We start from the raw sequence: 18351 nt of genomic DNA, 5'->3' as shown, positions 1-18351 counted from the left end.
ATGGCACTCCTGGGCACCGGTGCACTGGCGATGTGGTGGGACATGGCGCCCGCCATGCAGGGCGAGTTCCAGCACTGGCACACGCACGAGCATTTCCCGGAGCGCCTCGCGGTGCCCGGCTTCCTGCGCGCCTCGCGCTGGGCCGACGCGGACGGCGGCGAGGGCTTCTTCATCCTGTACGAGGTGCGCGACTTCGGCGTGCTGGCGTCCGATGCGTACCTGGCGCACCTGAACTCGCCGACCCCGTGGTCGACCAAGCTCATGCCGCACCACCGCAACATGGTGCGCAGCCAGTGCCGGGTGGTGCACAGCGAAGGTGGCGCGGTGGCAGGTCATGCGCTGACCATCCGTCTGCGCGACGGCGAAGGGGCAGCTGCGCTCCTCGCCGGCTTGTCGATGAAAGAGGGCATAGGCGGCGCGCACCTGCTGCAGGCGCAGGCCCCGGCGATCGCGCAGACCACCGAGCAGAAGATTCGCGGCGGCAAGGACCGCGTCGCGGACTGGGTGGTGGTGCTGGTGGGCTACGACGCGGACGCCTTGCTCGCCGCTGCCGGCCCGCTGGCCGCGCGCGAAGGCGCCGTCACCGGCCGCTACCGCCTCGCGATGTCTATGCCGTAGCCGGCCGCGGCGCGCGCACGGCCGAGAAGCTCGCCGCCGCCACCAGGCACAGCAGCCCCGCGACCAGGAACGAAGGCGCGTAGGTGCCGATCATGTCGCGGCTGATGCCGGTCGCCACGAGCATCAGCCCCGCCGAGACATGGTGCGCGGCGAAGATCCACGAGAACACGGCCGGTCCCATTTCCTGCCCGAAGGCCTGCACGCTCAGGCGCACCGTGGGCGGCACCGTCGCGATGAAGTCCAGGCCGTAGATCACGGCGAAGATCAACAGGCCCGTCGTCGAGACGTTCGCATACACCAGCCAGATCAGCGCGACCCCGCGCAAGCCGTAGTACATGGCGAGCAGCCAGCGGTTGTCGTAGCGGTCGCACAGCCAGCCCGAGCCGATCGTGCCCAGCATGTCGAACACGCCGATGACGGCCAGCAGCGACGCCGATACGCCCAGCGGGATGCCCATGTCGCTGCAGAAAGGCACGAGGTGCGCCTGCGTCAGGCCGAAACTCGAGACGCCGCAGATCGCGAAGGTGAACACCAGCACCCAGAACATCCAGCGCTTCGAGCCCATCGCCAGTGCGTTGATGCTCAGCCGGACGAAGTTCGTGTGGGTCGGCGGTGGCACGGGCACCGGCGCCGTCGCGCCCAGCGGCTGCAGGCCGATCTGCTGCGGGCGTTCTCGTCCCAGCCAGAGGAACAGCCCCCACGACAGGAACGCGCCGACGGCGGGGATCATCAAGGCCACGCGCCAGCCCCACACCTCGCTCACCCACGCGGCGAGCGGCATGAAGATCAGGGTGCCGGTGGCCACCGAAGCGCCGAGCACGCCGATGGCGAGGCCGCGGTGTGCGACGAACCAGCGCGCGGGCACGACGGCGGTGAGCTGCATCGCGGTCATGCCGGGCGCGAGCCCGAGGAGGATGCCCATGCCCAGCCACAGCTGCCACTTCTGCGTCATCGTGATCGACATGACCAGGCCGACCATCAGCAGCGCGCCGGAAAAACCGACCATGCGCCGCACGCCATAGCGCAGCATGAGCCCGCCCGCGAGCGGCGCGCACAGCCCGAACAGCGCCACGCGCAGCCCCTGCGGCGCCGAGATCTCGCCGATGCTCCAGCCCAGGTCCTTCGCCATCGGCAGGATCAGGACGGCGGGCACGCCGAGGGAGGACGTCGCGAACACCGAATACAGGAACGTGACCGCGACCATGACCCACGCGTAGTGGACACGCGACGAGGCGAAGGCGAGCGGCGCCCGCGCGTTGGTGGTTTCCATGAAGTCCCTCCGGGTGGGGCACGATAACCGCGCGGGAAAGGCCCCGCCCGGCGCTCGGGCTCAGTTGGCGCGGGCGGCCTCGCGCTTCAGGCGGTCGATCATGAAGTCGGCGGCCTGCTCGATGTGCTGGCGCGCGAGGCGCTCGGCCTTCTTGCCGTCGCCGGCGACCACCGCCTGCAGCAGTTCCTCGTGCTGGTCCCAGATGTCGCGCGGCCGCTCGTCGCGCATCAGCACCTCGCCCATCACGCGCTGCGTGTTGGTCCAGTGCGATTCCATGGTGGGAGCGACGAGCGGGTTGCCCGACAGCTCATAGATGAACGAGTGGAAGGCCATGTCGGCCTCGATCATGCGCGCCATGTCGCTGGCCGCGACCGCCGCGCGGCCGTCGTCGATGTAGGAAGCGCCTTCTTCGGCTGCGCGCCGCGCGTTGCGTTCGGCCGCCTTGCGGAAGGCCAGGCCTTCGATGACGGCGCGCATGTCGTACATGTTGCGGATGTGGTCCAGGTCCAGCGGCGCGACCTGCAGCCCGCGGCCCGGCGCCTCGCGCAGCACGCCCAGGTTGCGCAGCACCAGCAGCGCCTGCTGCACCGGCTGGCGCGACACGCCCAGCCCCTGCGCGATCTGCTCCTGGATGATGCGCGCGCCGGGGCGCAGCTTGCCCGAAGCGATCTCGGCCAGGATCGCGTCCTGGACCAGCTCCACCAGCTTCGGTTGGGCTGCGAGCAACTTCATGGCGCCGATCCTAGCCGTGATTGGCGGCCGACCGCCATTTCTTTTCCGCCTCGTCCCACGCTTCCAGCGGCTGCAGGTCGGGCACCCACGCCAGGCCCGACTTGGCATCGGATGAAGCGGCTTCGGGCGTGACGACGATGTCGAGCAGGGCGGGGCGGTTGGCCATGGCGCGGTCGATCGCGCCGGGCAGGTCCTCGGCCTTCTCGACGCGCTCGGCATGCATGCCGAAAGCGCGCGCCATCGCCGCATGGTCGGCGTACTGCAGGCGCGTGCCCACCACCTTGCCGTGCGTTTCCTGCTGGTCGCGTACTTCGATGGCCCATGAGCCGTTGTTGGCCACGGCGATGAGCACCGGCGCCTTGTGGCGCACGGCCGTGTCGATCTCCATCGCGTTGAAGCCGAAGGCGCCGTCGCCCGTGGCGACGACCACCGTCTGGTTCGGGCGCGCCAGGCTGGCCGCGATGCCGAAAGGCGTGCCCACGCCGATGCAGCCGAGCGAGCCCGGGTCGAGGTAGGTGGACGCGGGCAGGCCGACGCGCGCGAAGCTGAGGAAGTCGCCGCCGTCGGCGACGACGATGGCGTCTTGCGGCAAGGCGTCGCGCAGCGCGGCCACGGCGCGGTTGGGATGCATGCGGCCGTCGCTGCCGGCCGGCGCCTGCTTCAGCGACACGGCGAGCTTCTTCGAGCGCTCCTCGTGCTTGTCGCGCAGGCCCTTCAGCCAATCGCGGTCGGCCGTGCCACGGCGGTCGCCGGCGGCCTTGAGGATCGCTTCGAGCGCCAGCTGCGGCGTGGCGAACAGCTCGACCGCGCCGCGGCGGTTGTCGCGCAGCTCGCCCGCGCAATCCGCGATGCGCAGGAACTTCGCGTCGCCGTAGACGGCGGGCGAGCCATAGGCCAGCTGGAAGTCCAGCCGGCGGCCGACGGTGACGACGAGGTCGGCCTGCCCCATGACCAAGCCGCGCATCGCCGCGACGACCGACGGATGTTCCTCGGGCACGAGCCCGCGGCTTTCGCCGGTGTCCAGGTACGCGGCGCCCAGGCGTTCGAGCAACGCGGACAGCGCGGCGCCCGCGCCCTTCGCGCCGCGGCCCGAGATGAAGAGGGGCCGTTTCGCGGAGAAGAGCAGGTCGACGGCGGCCTTCACCTGCTCGGGGTCCGGCGCGATGCGCGGCGCGGGCTTGCCCTCGAAGTGCTCCTGCAGCAGCACGGCAGCGGGCGGCTCGGCACGCAAGGTGTCGACAGGGAAGTCGAGGTACACGGGGCCGGGCTCGCCGCCTTCGCCCAGCGCGCGCGACACGGCCTCGTCGAGCTCCTGCAGCACGAGGGCCGGCTCGCGCACCGTGCGCGCATAGCGTGTGATCGAGCGGACCAGGTCGGTGTGCACCATGTCCTGCAAGGCGCCGCGGTTTTCCTGCGCGCGCGGCGGCGTGCCGGACAGCACGAGCAGGGGCACCTTGGCCACGTGCGCGTTCGCGATGCCGGTCATCGCGTTCGTCACGCCCGGGCCTGCCGTGACAAGAGCCACGCCGAAGCCGCCGTTCAACTGCGCTTCCGCGTGTGCCATGTAGATGGCGGCGCGCTCGTCGCGCACGTCGACGATGCGGATGCCTTCGGCGTCCAGCCGCATCCACGTCGGCATGATGTGCCCGCCGCACAGGGCGTAGACGCGCTTGACGCCGCGCGCCTTGAGGAAGCGGGCGATGACGGCGGCGGAACAGTTGTCGGTCACGGGCGGGGGCATGGGGCTTGTCTCCTGGGTCGGTTTTGGGTATTCTACGCATTCTGAATTCAGAATTCAATAGCCAAAATGACGCGAATCCTGACCCTTTCCGACGCCGTTGCCGCCCATGCCCGGCTGTATCCCCACAAGATGGGCGCCCATGATTCGCGTCGCGATCTCACGTATCGCCAGTGGGACGAGCGGGCCAGCCGCCTGGCTTCCGGCTTGCTGGCCACGGGGTTGGTGCCCGGCGACCGGGTGGTCCTGCTCGCCTACAACTGCATCGAATGGATGGAGATCTACGTGGCGCTGGCCCGTTGCGGGCTGGTGGCGGTGCCTGTCAACTTCCGGTTGACCGCCCCCGAGATCGCCTACATCGCCAACAACGCCGAAGCAGGGGCACTGATCGCCGGCGAGGAATTCCGCGACCTGGTGGACTCGATCCGCGCGGAGTTGCCCATGGGCCGGATGAACAAGTCGCGCTGCGTCGTGATCGGGGGCGAGGCACCGGGCTGGACTTCGTACGAATCGCTGATCGAGGCCGGCAACCCGAAGCATGTTTTCCCGCGCATCGACCCCGACAGCATGTGCGCGCTGATGTACACGTCGGGCACCACGGGCCGGCCCAAGGGCGCGATCCGCAGCCATGCGGGCAGCAGCCTCATCGCGCTGGCGACGGCGCTCGAGATGGGTTTCACGCGCGACGACAAGGCGCTGCTCGTCATGCCCTTGTGCCACGCCAATTCGCTGTACTTCGGCACGACATTCATCCACCTGGGCGCGACGATCGTGATCGACGACCGCCGCAGCTTCGACCCCGAGGCGCTCGTGGCTGCGCTGGCGAAAGACCGCATCACCTTCACGTCGCTCGTGCCCACGCACTACATCATGGTGCTGGCCCTGCCGGAGGAAGTGAAGCGCAAGTACGACGTGGCGAGCGTCGGCAAGCTGATGATCTCGTCCGCTCCCGCGCGCCGGGACACCAAGCTGGGCATCCTGGAGTTCTTCAGCAACGGCAAGCTGTACGAGCTGTACGGCTCCACCGAGCACGGCTGGGTCACGCTCCTGCGCCCCGAAGAGCAACTGGCCAAGCTCGGCTCCGTCGGTCGCGAATGGGCAGGCAGCGGCGCGATCCGCATCCTCGACGAGAAAGGCAACGAAGTGCCCGACGGCGAAGTGGGCGAACTCTACTCGCGCACGGCCTATGTCTTCGACGGCTACTGGCGCAACCCCGAAAAAACGGCCGAGGCTTTCCGCGGCGACTGGTGCAGCGTGGGCGACATGGCCCGCCGTGACGAGGACGGCTACATCTGGCTCGTCGACCGCAAGAGCAACATGATCATCTCCGGCGGCGAGAACGTGTACCCGTCGGAGGTGGAAGGCGTGATCGGCGCGCACGCGAAAGTGAAGGACGTGGCAGTGATCGGCGTGCCGCACGAGAAGTGGGGCGAGTCGGTGCACGCGGTGGTCGTGCTGCACGAAAGCGAGACGGCATCCGCCGACGAGATCCGCAAGTGGTGCCGCGAGCGCCTGGCCGGCTTCAAGTGCCCGACGGCCGTGACCTTCATGCCGGATGCGGACATGCCGCGCACGGGCACGGGCAAGATCCTGCACCGCGTGCTGCGGCAGCGGATCGCGGGGGCTTAAGCGAATCGCGCGACGATGTCGCGCCAGCCTTGCGACAGGTGGTGGGGCGCGTCGCGCAGCACCTTGGCCATGTGGGGATAGACCGGCGAGGCGAGCTGCGCCACCTTGGCGAACACGGCATCCGCGTCGAGCGGACGGTCGGGGCTGCCCAGCGCGCTCAGGCATTCCGACGAGAGCGTGCGTCCATCGCGCAAGCGCACCGTCACGCGCGCCGGCCGGTCATGTGGCGGCTGCGGCAGGGGCTCGAAAGCGGACATGCGCACCAGCGGGCGCATCCGCGCGATCCGCTCGTCATCCAGCGTCGATGCGGCAAATGCTTCGGGCCCCGCGCTGTGGTGCACCAGCACGGCGGCGATCGCGTGCGGCATCGAGAACTTCGCGCCCAGCGTGGTGCGGGGCCGCGCATCGGTGAGCTGCAGCGCCAGGGGGTGCGACTGCACTTCGATGGCATCGATCGCCTCGAGGGTGTCGATGTTGCAAGCCAGCGCGGCTTCGACCGCGGAGTGCAGGTGCTGGCAGCACGCATACGTCTTGGTGTAGCCCGCGAGGACGGCCCAGTCGGCTCCCAGCGCGTGGGTGAGGACCTTCGGGTCGCACTCGCCGCCCAACAGCGTGCTGTAGCCGTCGTGGAAAGCGGTGAGCGCGCCGCCGATCCCGCACTCGGCCCATTCGACGGCCATCGTGCCGGCCCACGCGCCCGCGGCTGGCCACACGTTGCGCGAGAGCGTGCCCTCGGCCAGGTGCGTGCGCGGCGACAGGCCGCTGAGCGTCACGGCGCTGCCCAGCGCCGCCGCGAGCGTGTGCTCGTCGTGCCCGCGCGCGAGGGCGATGGCGGCCGCCGCGCCGATCGCGCTGAAGCGCCCGTGCGGCTGGATGTTGGGCGCCTTCAATTGCCACGCGCGTGCCAGGCGCGTCGTGATCTCGTAGCCCAGCACGAGGCAGCGCAGCACCTCGCCCAACGGCAGGTTTGTTGCCTCGGCCTCGGCGAGCAGCGCGGGCAGCACGTACAGGCCGGCATGGCAGGGCACGGGCCGGTAGCCTTCGTCCAGCTCCATCCAGTCGGCGGCGATGCCGTTGGCCACGGCGGCCCAGGTGCGCTCCGTGCGGGCAGCGCCGCCGCGAAACACCGTTGCTTCGCGCGCCGCGTCGCGCGCGAGGATGCGTGCGTGCGCAGCTGCCACTTCGGGTTCGTCGCGCGCCGCGACCATCGCGGCGAGGTCGTCGGCGAGCACGAGCGCCGCACGCTGGACGACGGTGGCGGGCATGTCGGCCAGGCGCGCCTGCGCGGCCCAGGCGGCGAGCTGCGCGAGCGCGGCCGCGCTCGCCGCGCGCGCGTCACTCATGCAGTTCCTTGTACGGGAGCATCTGCGCGGCCCATGCGCGGTAGGTGTCGCGCAGCTGCCGGAACCGCTGCGGCTCGCGCTCCTTCAGGTCGTGCAGCTCGCTTTCGTCCGCGGCCAGGTCGTAGAGCGCCTCGTGTTCGCCCGACACGTAGTACTTCCAGTGGCCATCGAGGTGCGCGCCCTGTTCGGGGATGCCGGGCCGCGGAAAGCCGTGATGGCGCCAGAACAGGCGCCGGTCGTACGGCGGCTTCTTCCCCAGCAGCACGGGCATCAGGTCTTCGCCGTCGAGCGGCCATCCCGGCGCGGGCTTCGCCCCTGCCGCCGCGAGGATGGTCGCCGACAGGTCCATGCCCACCACCACCTGGTCCGTGACCTGCCCGGGCGGTATCACGCCCGTCCAGCGCACCAGCTGCGGCACGCGGATGCCGTTTTCGTGCAGGCGTCCGCGGCGCAGGTGGCCGGAGTCGGCGAGCTCGTCGCCGCCCTGGTCGCTAACGAAAATCACCAGCGTGTTCTCGTCCTGCCCCGTTTCCTTCAGCGCGGCGAGTACGCGCCCCACGCCGTCGTCCAGGCCGCGCATCACCTCCGAGTAGTTCTCGCTGGTGCCCGTCTCCATCCAGTTGCGCTGGTTGTCCTTGCCTTTCAGCGAGTCGCTGATGGCCTTGTCGTTCGGCCCTTCCCAGGGCCAGTGCGGCGCGGTGTAGAACAGGCACAGCAGGAAGGGCTGCTCGCGGTTGCGGCGGATGTAGTCGATCGCGCGGTTGGTGTACAGCTCCGTGACGTAGGTGCCGCTGTGGTCCACGAGCTGGTCGTTCTCCCACATGTCCGGGTTGCCGCCGGCATCCACGTGGCGGAAGTAGTCCATGCTGCCGGCCTTGTTGCCGAAGTGCTCGTCGAAGCCGATCTTCAGCGGGCTGTACGTGGGCAGGTAACCCAGGTGCCACTTGCCGACGAGCGCCGTGGCATAGCCCTTGTCCTTCAGCAGCGAGACGATGGTGGGCTCGTCGGGCGAAAGGCCCACCTTGTCGCCGATGAGGCTGGCCATGGCCAGCGGCTCGCGGATGCCGATGGCGTTTCGGCCCGGGTAGCGGCCGGTGTAGAGCGCATCGCGCGAGGGCGTGCACATGGGCGCGGACGCATACGCGCGCCGGAACATCACGCCGCTGCGCGCCAGCGCATCGAGGTGCGGCGTCTGGAAATAGGGGTTGCCGTAGATCCCCATGTCGCGCCAGCCCTGGTTGTCCGTCAGGATGAACAGGATGTTGGGCTGCATGGCTTTATTCGGGCTGCAGGTTGATGTCCTTCACGACGCGCTGCCACTTGGCGTACTCGGCCCTGAGCATCGCCGAGAACTGCTCCGACGTCGCGAAGGTCGCCTCGTTGGTCGTGCCGGTGATGCGCTGCTGCACATCGGGCGCTTCCATCGCCGTGCGCAGCGCGGCTTCGAGCCGCTGCACCACGTCCGGCGGCGTGCCCTTGGGCACCATCAGCCCTTCGCGCAGCGTGGCGTCGAAACCGGGAGCGGCCGCTTCGGCCAGCGTCGGCACCTCGGGCATGAACTTCGAGCGCTGCGCGCAGGTCACGCCCAGCGCGCGCAATTTGCCGTCCTTGATGTGTTGCGACACCACCGACAGGCCCGGCATCGATGCCTTGACCTGTCCCGACAGGAGCTCGGTGACGGCCTGGCCGACGTTCTTGTAGGGCACGTGGCTCAGGGTGATGCCGGTCATGCTGGCGAAGCTGGCCATGAAGAGGTGCTGCCCCGAGCCGTTGCCCGTGGTGCCGTAGTCGATCTTGCCCGGGTTCGCCTTGGCGTACGCGACGAATTCGCGTGCCGAGTTCACCGGCAGCGAGGGATGCACCACCAGCACCGAGCAGGTCTGCGCGATCTGGCCGATGGGGATGAAGTCGTCGAGCGCGTGGTACGACAGGCTCTTGTACAGGTGCGCGCTGATGACGTGCACGTTGGACGTTCCCATGAGCGTGTAGCCGTCGGCCTTGGCGGCCGCCACGGCGGCGGCGCCGATGGTGCCCGCGGCGCCGGGGCGGTTCTCGATCACCACCGGCTGGCCGAGCTGTTCCGACAGCTTGGGCGCGACGATGCGCCACGGCGTGTCGCTGGTGCCGCCGGGCGCCCAGGGGACGATCAACTTGATGGGGTGGTCCGGGTACTTCGCTTGCGCGAAGGCGGGGAGCGCGAAGGCCGACAGCAAGAGGACGGCGGCGAAGCGCAGGGCGCGGCGCGAGAGGTGCGGCAAGTGGAAGCCTCCTCGAACAACAGGAAAGCCCAGTATAGGGCCCTCATTCCATCAGCCACGCCAGTTCTTCGTCGGTGAAGCCCGCGCGCCGGCGCGCGTCCTCGTTGAACGGCGGGTACAGCCGGGGCGCCGCGTAGCGCTCCACCAGCGCGGCGTAGTGCGCGACCGGCTCCAGCCCCTCGCGCTGGCACAACCACTTGTACCAGCGGTTGCCGATGGCGACGTGGCCCACCTCGTCGCGCAGGATCACGTCGAGGATCTCCACCGCGCGCAGCGCCGCGGGCGTGCCGGCCTGCCGCAGCTTCTGCTGGATCTGCGGCGTGGCGTCGAGGCCGCGCGCTTCGAGCGTGCGCGGAACGAGCGCCATGCGCGCCACGATGTCATCTTTCGTTTTCTCGCACATGGACCACAGGCCGTCGTGCGCGGCGAAGTCGCCGTAGTCGAAGCCCAGCGACGCCAGGTGTTCGCGCAGCAGCGTGAAGTGGAACGCCTCCTCGCCGGCCACGCGCATCCAGTCCCGGTAGAACTCGTCGGGCATCGCATCGAAGCGCCACACCGCATCGAGCGCGAGGTTGATCGCGTTGAACTCGATGTGCGCGATGGCGTGCAGCAGCGCGGCCAGGCCTTCGGGTTTCGCGGGCGAGCGGCGGGGCACTTTCGCCGGGTGGATGAGCTCGGGCCGGGCAGGGCGGCCGGGGATGGGCGAGGAAGGCGTGGGCGCGGCTTCCGCGATGGGCAGCGACGGCGCCCGGGCCGCCAGCTCCAGCGCCAGCGCCGCCTTGGCCAGCGGCTGGGCCGTGGCCAAAACCTCGAGTGCGCGCTGCCGCAGCTCCATACCTACAATCGTTCCTTTCCCACCCAGTTTATCCATGGCCATCTACGAAATCGACGGCAAGTCGCCCCAGCTCGGCGAAGGCGCCTGGGTCGCCGACAGCGCCCAGGTGATCGGCGACGTGGTGATGGGCCCGAACGCCAGCGTGTGGTTCGGCACCATCGTGCGCGGCGACACCGAGACCATCCACATCGGCGCCAACACCAACATCCAGGACGCGTCGGTGCTGCACACCGACTACGGCATCCCGCTGGTCATCGGCAACGATGTGACCGTCGGCCACATGGTCATGCTGCACGGCTGCACCATCGGCGACAACTCGCTGGTCGGCATCGGCGCCGTGGTGCTGAACGGCGCGAAGATCGGCAAGAACTGCGTCGTCGGCGCGGGGAGCGTTGTCACCGAGAACAAGGAGTTCCCCGACAACTCGCTGATCGTCGGCGCGCCGGCGCGCGTGGTGAAGACGCTCGACGACGAAGCCGTCGGCAAGTTCGCGCGCCTGGCCGTGCACTACGTGGAGAACGCCCAGCGTTACCGCAAGGGATTCAGGAAGATCGGCTAGGTGAGCGAGCTTCATCGTTTCCTGTTCGAGGGGCTGCCCGTGCGCGGCAGCATCGTGCGCCTGACCGACTCGTGGACGGACATCCTGGAGCGGCGGCGGCGCAGCACGGGCGGCTCGTGGCCGGCGCCGGTCGCCGAGCTCGTCGGCGAGATGGCGGCGGCGGGCGCGCTGATGCAATCGAACATCAAGTTCAACGGCGCGCTCATCCTGCAGGTCTTCGGCGACGGGCCCGTCAAGGTGGCGGTCGCCGAGGTGCAGCACGACCTGAGCCTGCGGGCGACGGCCAAGGTGGTCGGCCCGGTCGGCGGCAGTGCGCGCCTGTCCGAGATGGTCAACGTGCACAACAAGGGCCGCTGCGCGATCACGCTCGACCCGCGCGACAAGTTCCCGGGCCAGCAGCCTTACCAGGGCACCGTGCCGCTGTACGGCGACCGCCACGAGAAGATCGAGCAGCTGTCGGAAGTGCTGGAGCACTACATGCTGCAGTCCGAGCAGCTGGACACGAAACTGATCCTCGCGGCCGACGAGAAGGTGGCGGCGGGCCTGTTGATCCAGCGGCTGCCGGCGGCCGGGGAGAAGAACCTCGCGGGGTCGTCGGTGTCGCAGGAAAACGAGGACCAGATCGGCGTCAACGAGGACTACAACCGCATCGCGACGCTGGCCGGCAGCCTCACGCGGCAGGAGCTGCTGGAGCTGGACGTGGACACGGTGCTGCGGCGCCTGTTCTGGGAAGAGAAGCTGATGCGCTTCCCCTCCCAGCGGCCACGGTTCGCCTGCACGTGCAGCCGCGAGCGCGTCTCGAACATGATCCGCGGCCTGGGCCGCGAAGAGGCCGACAGCATCGTCGCGGAACAGGGCGAGATCGACGTGGCCTGCGACTTCTGCGGGCAGCAGTACCGCTTCGACGCCGTCGACGCGGCGCAGCTGTTCACGTCACCGGGCGACCAGCCGCCGGTCAGCAGCGAGAAGCAATGACCGGCGTCCCGGCCGAAGCCGGGACCCCGTGTCTTTACCCGATCGCCGCGGCGAGGCGGTGCGCCTCGTTCAGGTGCTGGCGCATCACGGGCAGGTTGCGATCGGCCCAGTTGCGCAGCTCGGCGTCCGACACCGTCGGCATCGCCTGCTGGAACATCAGGATCGCGTCGGTGTGCGCGCGAACGCCCGCCTCGGAGATGAAGGCACGGTCGAAGTCGTGGCCGCGGCTCGTGCCCAGCTGGTCCATCAGCGCCTGCCGGTTGTGGGGCAGGGCGCTGGGGATCTCCATGCCGCGTGCGCGCATGATCGCGTGCAGCTCGTTGAGCGCGAGCGTGTGGTGCGAATCGAGCATCGCCGCGTACGCCAGCACGTCGGCGCTGCCGGTGCGGCGCGGCGCGATGCGGGAAACGCCGATCTCGAGCATGTTGGCCACGGCGGCCTTGTACGCGAAGTCGCGGTCGACGGCGGTGAACACGGCAGGCGCGGCGCCGAGGATGACAGTGGACGGCTGCGTGTAGACCGGCGCCGGGACCACCACGGTGGCCGGCACCTGCGCGACATAGGCCGGCGTGGTGTTGACGGTCACGCGGGGCTCGGTGGAGCAGGCCGCCAGCGTGGCGGCCGCACAGAGGATGAGGACGAGCGGACTCTTCATTGGATTCTCCCAGGGCGATACGGCCATGCTAAGGAGAACGCCGCGGGCGAGTTGCGACGGGCTTGCGAACGCTGCAACAAGCCGCTGCGGATGACTAGGCGTCGCGGCCCAGCAGTTGGGAGAACAGGCGATGCTCGCAGTCGGGGTCGGAGCACTTGTCGCATTGCCACTTCCAGTCGCGCGCCGCCGGCCGCGGAACGAGAGCGGCATCGATGGCGACCAGCGCGTTCTCCAGCCGTTGCGGGCCTTCGCCGTAGACGACACGGTAGGGGATCGCGGCCTGGCCCAGCATGTCGCGCACCAGCGCATCGACCGGCTCGCGCACGTGCGGGCCGTCGCGCTGCAGGCCGTCGGCGACCCAGGGAAGGTCCAGGCCGGTGAGCAGCGTCACGTCGTAGCCGCGCTGCCGCTCGACGGCGAAACGGTAGAGGCTGCCGTCCTCGAAGAGCATCGCGCTGTAGATGGCGACCATCACGGCTGTTGTGTCGGCGATGACCACGTCGTGCGTGAGAAGCGCCTCGTCGACGCGCCGCTCCTGCTCACGCGCGATGCCCAGCTGCTCCTCGGGCCGCGGCGTGCGGCCCTGCGCCGCGCACCAGTCGCGCAGCGCCTCGGGCACGGCGACGGCCTTGCGGCCCTGCGCCGAGAAATGCGCGGCCAGCTCCCGGGCAAGCGTCGTCTTGCCCGTGCTTTCCGCGCCGAGCAGGGCGACCTTCAGGCCAGCTGCTTTTTCCATTCCCGCCATCCGGCCCAGCTGAGGGCGATGAACACGACATACAAGCCCGCCGTGAGCCAGAGGTCCTTGTACGCGAACAGGGCGACGCTGACGACGTTGACCGCCAGCCACACCATCCAGTTCTCGACGAACTTGCGCCCCAGCAGGAACTGGCCCACGACCGACAGCGCCGTGGGGAAGGCGTCCCACCACGGCACGTCGGTGTCGGTGTACGTCTTGAGGAAGTAGCCGGTGGCCGGCCACAGGATCGCGCAAGCAGCGATGGTCACGGCGAGCCCGCGTGCCGACAGGCGCGCCACGTGCAGCTGGGAGCCATCGGCCCTGTGCCCGCGCAGCCACTGCCACCAGCCCCACAGCGCGACGACGGCGAAGAACAGCTGCAGCGACGCGTCACCGTAGAGCTTGGCGTCCCAGAAGATCTCGAAGTAGAGGAGCGAGCTGACGATGGCCAGCGGCCAGCCCCAGTGGATCTCGCGGATGTTGCAAAGGACGGTGGCCAGCGCGAGCACCACCGCCGCGATCTCGAGCGGCGAGGTCACTTGGAGACGTTGACGAAGACTTCGTTGGGCTTGACCATGCCCAGCTCGGAGCGCGCCTTCTCCTCGACCATCTCCAGGCCTTCCTTCAGGTCGCGCACCTCGTTGGCGAGGCGCTCGTTGGCCTGCTGCGCCTGCACGTTGGCGGCTTTCTGCGCGTCGAGCTTCTGCTGCAGGGTGGACACCGCACCGAGGCTCCCCCGCCCGAACCACAGCTGCGCGTGCACGACGACGAGCAACAGGATGAGGACGGCGGGGACGATGCGGTTGCCCACCTCTTGGCTTATCGCAGGTTGTAGAAGGCGGAGCGGCCCGGGTACGCGGCCACGTCGCCGAGGTCTTCCTCGATGCGCAGCAGCTGGTTGTACTTGGCCATGCGGTCCGAGCGCGAGAGCGAGCCGGTCTTGATCTGGCCCGCGTTCGTGCCCACCGCGATGTCGGCGATGGTGCTGTCCTCGGTCTCGCCCGAGCGGTGCGAGATCACCGACGTGTAGCCCGCGCGCTTGGCCATCTCGATGGCCGCGAAGGTCTCGGTCAGCGTGCCGATCTGGTTGATCTTGATCAGGATGGAGTTGGCGACACCGCGGTTGATGCCTTCCTTCAGGATCTTGGTGTTGGTGACGAAGAGGTCGTCGCCGACCAGCTGCACGTTCTTGCCGAGCTTGTCGGTCAGGACCTTCCAGCCGTCCCAGTCGCCCTCGGCCATGCCGTCCTCGATGCTGATGATCGGGTACTTGGAGACCCAGCTCGAGAGGATGTCGGTCCACTCGCCGGAATCGAGCGTGAGGCCCTCGGCCTCGAGGTGGTAGCGGCCTTCCTTGTAGAACTCGCTGGAGGCGCAGTCCAGGCCCAGCGCGATCTGCTCGCCGGGGCGGTAGCCGGCCTTGTCGATGGCCTCGATGATCATCTGGATCGCGGCCTCGTGGTTCGCGACGTTCGGCGCGAAGCCGCCTTCGTCGCCCACCGCCACGCTCATGCCCTTGTCGTGGATGATCTTCTTGAGCGCGTGGAACACCTCGGCGCCGTAGCGCACCGCCTCGCGGAAGGTCGGCGCGCCCACGGGGATGATCATCAGCTCCTGCAGGTCGAGGTTGTTGTTGGCGTGCGCGCCACCGTTCACCACGTTCATCATCGGCACCGGCAGCGACATGCCGCCCATGCCGCCGAAGTAGCGGTACAGGGGCAGGCCCGATTCCTCGGCCGCCGCGCGTGCGACGGCCATCGAGACGGCCAGCGTCGCGTTCGCGCCCAGGCGCGACTTGTTTTCCGTGCCGTCCAGGTCGATCAGCGTCTTGTCCAGGAAAGCCTGCTCCGAGGCGTCCAGGCCCAGCACCGATTCGGAGATTTCGGTGTTGATGTTCTCCACCGCGCGCAGCACGCCCTTGCCCAGATAGCGGCCCTTGTCGCCGTCGCGCAGCTCGATGGCTTCGCGCGAGCCGGTCGACGCGCCCGACGGCACGGCCGCGCGGCCCATCGTGCCGCTTTCCAGCAGCACGTCGCATTCGACAGTGGGGTTGCCGCGCGAGTCCAGGATCTCGCGGCCGACGATGTCAACGATCGCACTCATTCAGCTTCTTCTCCAGAGTCAAAAATTCAGACGGGCGCTTCGACGCCTTCGACCAGCACCATGTTGAAGTATTCGGTGGTGCCGGCGCGCAGCTTGCGCACCTCGGCGTAGGGGCCGTCCTCGTAGAACGCCTTCGCCTTTTCGTAGCTGGGAAAGCGCAGCATCGCCACGCGGTGCGGCTGCCAGTCGCCTTCCAGCGTTTCCTTCTTGCCGCCGCGCACGAGGTACTCGCCGCCGAAGGCCTTCACGCAGGCCGGGGCCTTCGCCATGTACTCCTTGTAGCGCTCCGGGTCGGTGATGTTCATCTCGACGACGATGTAGGCGGGAGCGGTCATGGGGTTCCTCAGTTGAAATCGTTTTCCAGGAAGCCGTTCTTCTTGGTGACGGCGTCGAGCGCGACCAGCGTCTCGAGCAGGGCCTTCATGCGGTTGAGCGGCACTGCGTTGGGTCCGTCGCTCAGCGCCTTGGCCGGGTCGGGGTGCGTCTCCATGAACAGGCCCGCGACGCCGACGGCAACGGCCGCGCGCGCCAGCACCGGCACCATCTCGCGCATGCCGCCCGAACTCGTGCCCTGGCCACCGGGCAATTGCACGGAGTGCGTGGCATCGAAGACGACAGGAGCGCCCGTCTCGCGCATGATCGCCAGCGAGCGCATGTCGGAAACCAGGTTGTTGTAGCCGAAGCTCGCGCCGCGCTCGCACGCCATGAAGCTGTCTTCGGGTAGCCCCTTTTCCCTGGCCGCGGCGCGCGCCTTGTCGATGACGTTCTTCATCTCGTGCGGCGCGAGGAACTGGCCCTTCTTGATGTTCGCGGGCTTGCCCGACTGCGCGACGGCGCGGATGAAGTCCGTCTGGCGGCACAGGAAGGCGGGCGTCTGCAGCACGTCCACGACTTCGGCCACCTGCGGGATCTCGGCTTCGGTGTGCACGTCGGTGAGGATCGGCACCTTCAGCTCGCGCTTCACCTTCGCGAGGATCTCCAGGCCCTTCTCCATGCCCGGCCCGCGAAAGCTCGTGCCCGAGGAGCGGTTGGCCTTGTCGTAGCTGCTCTTGAAGATGAAGGGGATGCCCAGCGCGGAGGTGATCTCCTTCAGCTGCCCGGCCACGTCCATCTGCAGCTGCTCGGACTCGACCACGCAGGGCCCGGCGATCAGAAAAAACGGCCTTTGCAGGCCGACGTCGAATCCACAGAGCTTCATGGTTCTACGCCACCACCTTGAGCGGCGGCTTCGCTGTCTTGCCCTGCACCTGGTGCTCGCAGGCGGCCTTGATGTAGGAGTTGAAGAGGGGGTGGCCGTCCCACGGCGTGGACTTGAACTCGGGGTGGAACTGCACGCCCATGAACCAGGGGTGCTGGTCCTGCGGCAGCTCGATGATCTCGGTGAGCTGCTCGCGCTGCGTCAGCGCGGAGATCACCAGGCCCGATTCGCGCAGCTTGTCCAGGTACTGCACGTTGGCTTCGTAGCGGTGGCGGTGGCGCTCGTCGACCACGTCGCCGTAGATCTTGTGCGCCAGCGTGCCCTTGGCCACGTCGGACTTCTGCGCTCCCAGGCGCATGGTGCCGCCGAGGTCGGACGTTTCCGTGCGCTTCTGGATGGAGCCGTCGCGGTCCTTCCACTCGGTGATGAGCGCGATGACCGGGTGGGGCGTGTCGGGCTCGAACTCGGTGCTGTTTGCGTCCTTCAGGCCCGCGACGTCGCGCGCGTACTCGATGGTGGCGACCTGCATGCCCAGGCAGATGCCCAGGTAAGGGATCTTGTTCTCGCGGGCGAAGCGGGCGGCGAGCACCTTGCCTTCGATGCCGCGCTTGCCGAAGCCGCCGGGCACGAGCACCGCGTCGAACTTGCCGAGCTGCGTGACGGTCTCGGGCGTGATGGTCTCGGAATCGACGTAATCGATCTTGACCTTCACGTGGTTCTTCATGCCCGCGTGCTTGAGCGCCTCGTTGAGCGACTTGTAGCTGTCGGACAGGTCGACGTACTTGCCCACCATGGCGATGGTGACTTCGCCCTGCGGATGCTCCACCTCGTACACCAGGTCGTCCCAGCGCTGCAGGTTGGCCGGCTTGGTGTTCAGGCGCAGCTTGTCGCAGATCAGCCCGTCCAGGCCCTGCTCGTGCAGCATGCGCGGCACCTTGTAGATCGTGTCCACGTCCCACATGGAGATCACGCCCCACTCGGGCACGTTCGTGAACAGCGAGATCTTGGCGCGCTCGTCGTCGGGAATCTTGCGGTCGGCGCGGCACAGCAGGGCGTCGGCGCTGATACCGATCTCTCGCAGCTTCTGCACCGTGTGCTGCGTGGGCTTGGTCTTGAGTTCGCCGGCCGCGGCGATCCACGGCACATAGGTCAGGTGCACGAAGGCCGTCTGGTTGGCGCCCAGGCGCAGGCTCATCTGGCGCGCGGCTTCGAGGAACGGGAGCGACTCGATGTCGCCGACCGTGCCGCCGATCTCGACGATGGCCACTTCGGCCTCGTTCTGCGTGCCCATGCGGGCGCCGCGCTTGATGAAGTCCTGAATCTCGTTGGTGACGTGCGGGATGACCTGCACCGTCTTGCCGAGGTAGTCGCCGCGGCGCTCCTTCTCCAGCACCGACTGGTAGACCTTGCCGGTGGTGAAGTTGTTGACCTTGCCCATGCGGGTGGTCACGAAGCGTTCGTAGTGGCCGAGGTCCAGGTCGGTCTCGGCGCCGTCGTCGGTGACGAAGACCTCGCCGTGCTGGAAGGGCGACATCGTGCCGGGATCGACGTTGATGTACGGATCCAGCTTGATGAGGGTGACTTTGAGGCCGCGCGATTCGAGGATCGCGGCGAGGGAGGCTGAGGCGATCCCCTTGCCCAGGGAACTCACCACACCGCCTGTGACGAAGACAAACTTGGTCATGTCTTTCCAGAGGTGGTA

The 18351-nt window shown here is 68.6% G+C and carries 19 protein-coding genes; 4 read left to right on the top strand and 15 right to left on the bottom strand.

Features of this window, described 5'->3' with window-relative positions:
- Entirely contained in the window at positions 1-618 is a 618-nt protein-coding gene (locus WG903_RS16235; RefSeq protein ID WP_340077301.1) for a hypothetical protein, read from the top strand.
- On the opposite strand, the gene WG903_RS16230 is transcribed toward WG903_RS16235, so the two are convergent.
- From WG903_RS16230 to WG903_RS16220, 3 genes are read right to left on the bottom strand one after another with little or no spacing between them, the layout of a single operon-like run.
- The gene (locus tag WG903_RS16230; protein WP_340077299.1) at positions 608-1888 is read right to left on the bottom strand and encodes an MFS transporter; all 1281 of its coding nucleotides are present in this window, start codon (positions 1886-1888) and stop codon (positions 608-610) included. The genes WG903_RS16235 and WG903_RS16230 overlap by 11 nt on opposite strands.
- A 60-nt stretch (positions 1889-1948) precedes the next feature.
- Entirely contained in the window at positions 1949-2620 is a 672-nt protein-coding gene (locus WG903_RS16225) for a GntR family transcriptional regulator (RefSeq protein ID WP_340077297.1), read from the bottom strand.
- Between the two features lie 10 nt (positions 2621-2630).
- Positions 2631-4361 carry a thiamine pyrophosphate-binding protein gene (locus WG903_RS16220; protein WP_340077295.1) on the bottom strand — a complete coding sequence of 577 codons (1731 nt, stop codon included), beginning with the start codon at positions 4359-4361 and terminating at the stop codon, positions 2631-2633.
- 66 nt (positions 4362-4427) lie between these two features.
- Between WG903_RS16220 and WG903_RS16215 the strand changes: the two genes are divergently transcribed.
- A complete protein-coding gene (locus WG903_RS16215; RefSeq protein ID WP_340077293.1) occupies positions 4428-5987 on the top strand; it encodes a class I adenylate-forming enzyme family protein in 1560 nt (519 codons plus the stop codon).
- On the opposite strand, the gene WG903_RS16210 is transcribed toward WG903_RS16215, so the two are convergent.
- The 4 genes from WG903_RS16210 to WG903_RS16195 are packed head-to-tail and all read right to left on the bottom strand — an operon-like array spanning position 5984 to position 10423.
- Positions 5984-7330: an MmgE/PrpD family protein gene (locus tag WG903_RS16210; protein WP_340077291.1), complete on the bottom strand. Its 1347-nt coding sequence runs from the start codon at positions 7328-7330 to the stop codon at positions 5984-5986. The two genes, WG903_RS16215 and WG903_RS16210, sit on opposite strands and share 4 nt — an antisense overlap.
- Positions 7323-8603 (bottom strand): sulfatase-like hydrolase/transferase, encoded by a 1281-nt coding sequence (locus WG903_RS16205; RefSeq protein ID WP_340077289.1) that lies wholly within the window; start codon positions 8601-8603, stop codon positions 7323-7325. Before WG903_RS16205 ends, WG903_RS16210 begins: the two co-directional genes overlap by 8 nt.
- Before the next feature lie 4 nt (positions 8604-8607).
- Positions 8608-9588, bottom strand: coding sequence for a Bug family tripartite tricarboxylate transporter substrate binding protein (locus WG903_RS16200; protein ID WP_340077287.1), 981 nt, complete (start codon positions 9586-9588; stop codon positions 8608-8610).
- Between the two features lie 43 nt (positions 9589-9631).
- Positions 9632-10423 (bottom strand): ferritin-like domain-containing protein, encoded by a 792-nt coding sequence (locus WG903_RS16195; RefSeq protein ID WP_340077285.1) that lies wholly within the window; start codon positions 10421-10423, stop codon positions 9632-9634.
- Positions 10424-10457: 34 nt separating this feature from the next.
- On the opposite strand from WG903_RS16195, the gene WG903_RS16190 reads away from it, so the two are divergent.
- Both WG903_RS16190 and hslO read left to right on the top strand, forming a co-directional pair.
- Positions 10458-10982 carry a gamma carbonic anhydrase family protein gene (locus WG903_RS16190; RefSeq protein ID WP_340077283.1) on the top strand — a complete coding sequence of 175 codons (525 nt, stop codon included), beginning with the start codon at positions 10458-10460 and terminating at the stop codon, positions 10980-10982.
- Complete coding sequence (gene hslO / locus WG903_RS16185) at positions 10983-11957, top strand: Hsp33 family molecular chaperone HslO (RefSeq protein WP_340077281.1); 975 nt, start codon at positions 10983-10985, stop codon at positions 11955-11957.
- A gap of 34 nt (positions 11958-11991) precedes the next feature.
- Here hslO and WG903_RS16180 read toward each other — a convergent pair whose 3' ends face one another.
- The 8 genes from WG903_RS16180 to WG903_RS16145 form a co-directional block, all read right to left on the bottom strand.
- Positions 11992-12612, bottom strand: a complete 621-nt coding sequence (locus WG903_RS16180; RefSeq protein ID WP_340077279.1) for a DUF4142 domain-containing protein — start codon at positions 12610-12612, stop codon at positions 11992-11994.
- Between the two features lie 94 nt (positions 12613-12706).
- Positions 12707-13348, bottom strand: coding sequence for an ATP-binding protein (locus WG903_RS16175; RefSeq protein WP_340077277.1), 642 nt, complete (start codon positions 13346-13348; stop codon positions 12707-12709).
- Positions 13327-13887 carry a nicotinamide riboside transporter PnuC gene (pnuC, locus tag WG903_RS16170; protein WP_340077275.1) on the bottom strand — a complete coding sequence of 187 codons (561 nt, stop codon included), beginning with the start codon at positions 13885-13887 and terminating at the stop codon, positions 13327-13329. The genes WG903_RS16175 and pnuC overlap by 22 nt, the downstream gene beginning before the upstream one ends.
- Positions 13884-14159, bottom strand: a complete 276-nt coding sequence (locus tag WG903_RS16165; protein WP_340077273.1) for a septum formation initiator family protein — start codon at positions 14157-14159, stop codon at positions 13884-13886. Before WG903_RS16165 ends, pnuC begins: the two co-directional genes overlap by 4 nt.
- Before the next feature lie 8 nt (positions 14160-14167).
- Positions 14168-15451 carry a phosphopyruvate hydratase gene (gene eno, locus WG903_RS16160; RefSeq protein WP_340077271.1) on the bottom strand — a complete coding sequence of 428 codons (1284 nt, stop codon included), beginning with the start codon at positions 15449-15451 and terminating at the stop codon, positions 14168-14170.
- Positions 15452-15477: 26 nt separating this feature from the next.
- Entirely contained in the window at positions 15478-15786 is a 309-nt protein-coding gene (locus tag WG903_RS16155; RefSeq protein ID WP_340077269.1) for a DUF1330 domain-containing protein, read from the bottom strand.
- Between the two features lie 8 nt (positions 15787-15794).
- Positions 15795-16649: a 3-deoxy-8-phosphooctulonate synthase gene (gene kdsA, locus WG903_RS16150; protein WP_340077267.1), complete on the bottom strand. Its 855-nt coding sequence runs from the start codon at positions 16647-16649 to the stop codon at positions 15795-15797.
- A 4-nt stretch (positions 16650-16653) separates the two neighbouring features.
- Positions 16654-18333: a CTP synthase gene (locus WG903_RS16145; protein ID WP_340077265.1), complete on the bottom strand. Its 1680-nt coding sequence runs from the start codon at positions 18331-18333 to the stop codon at positions 16654-16656.
- Between the last annotated feature and the right edge of the window lie 18 nt (positions 18334-18351).

Source organism: Ramlibacter sp. PS4R-6, from assembly GCF_037572775.1.
Classification (GTDB): Bacteria; Pseudomonadota; Gammaproteobacteria; order Burkholderiales; family Burkholderiaceae_C; genus Ramlibacter.
Note: the sequence above shows the minus strand (reverse complement) of the source record. Positions and strands in the feature narration are given on the sequence as shown.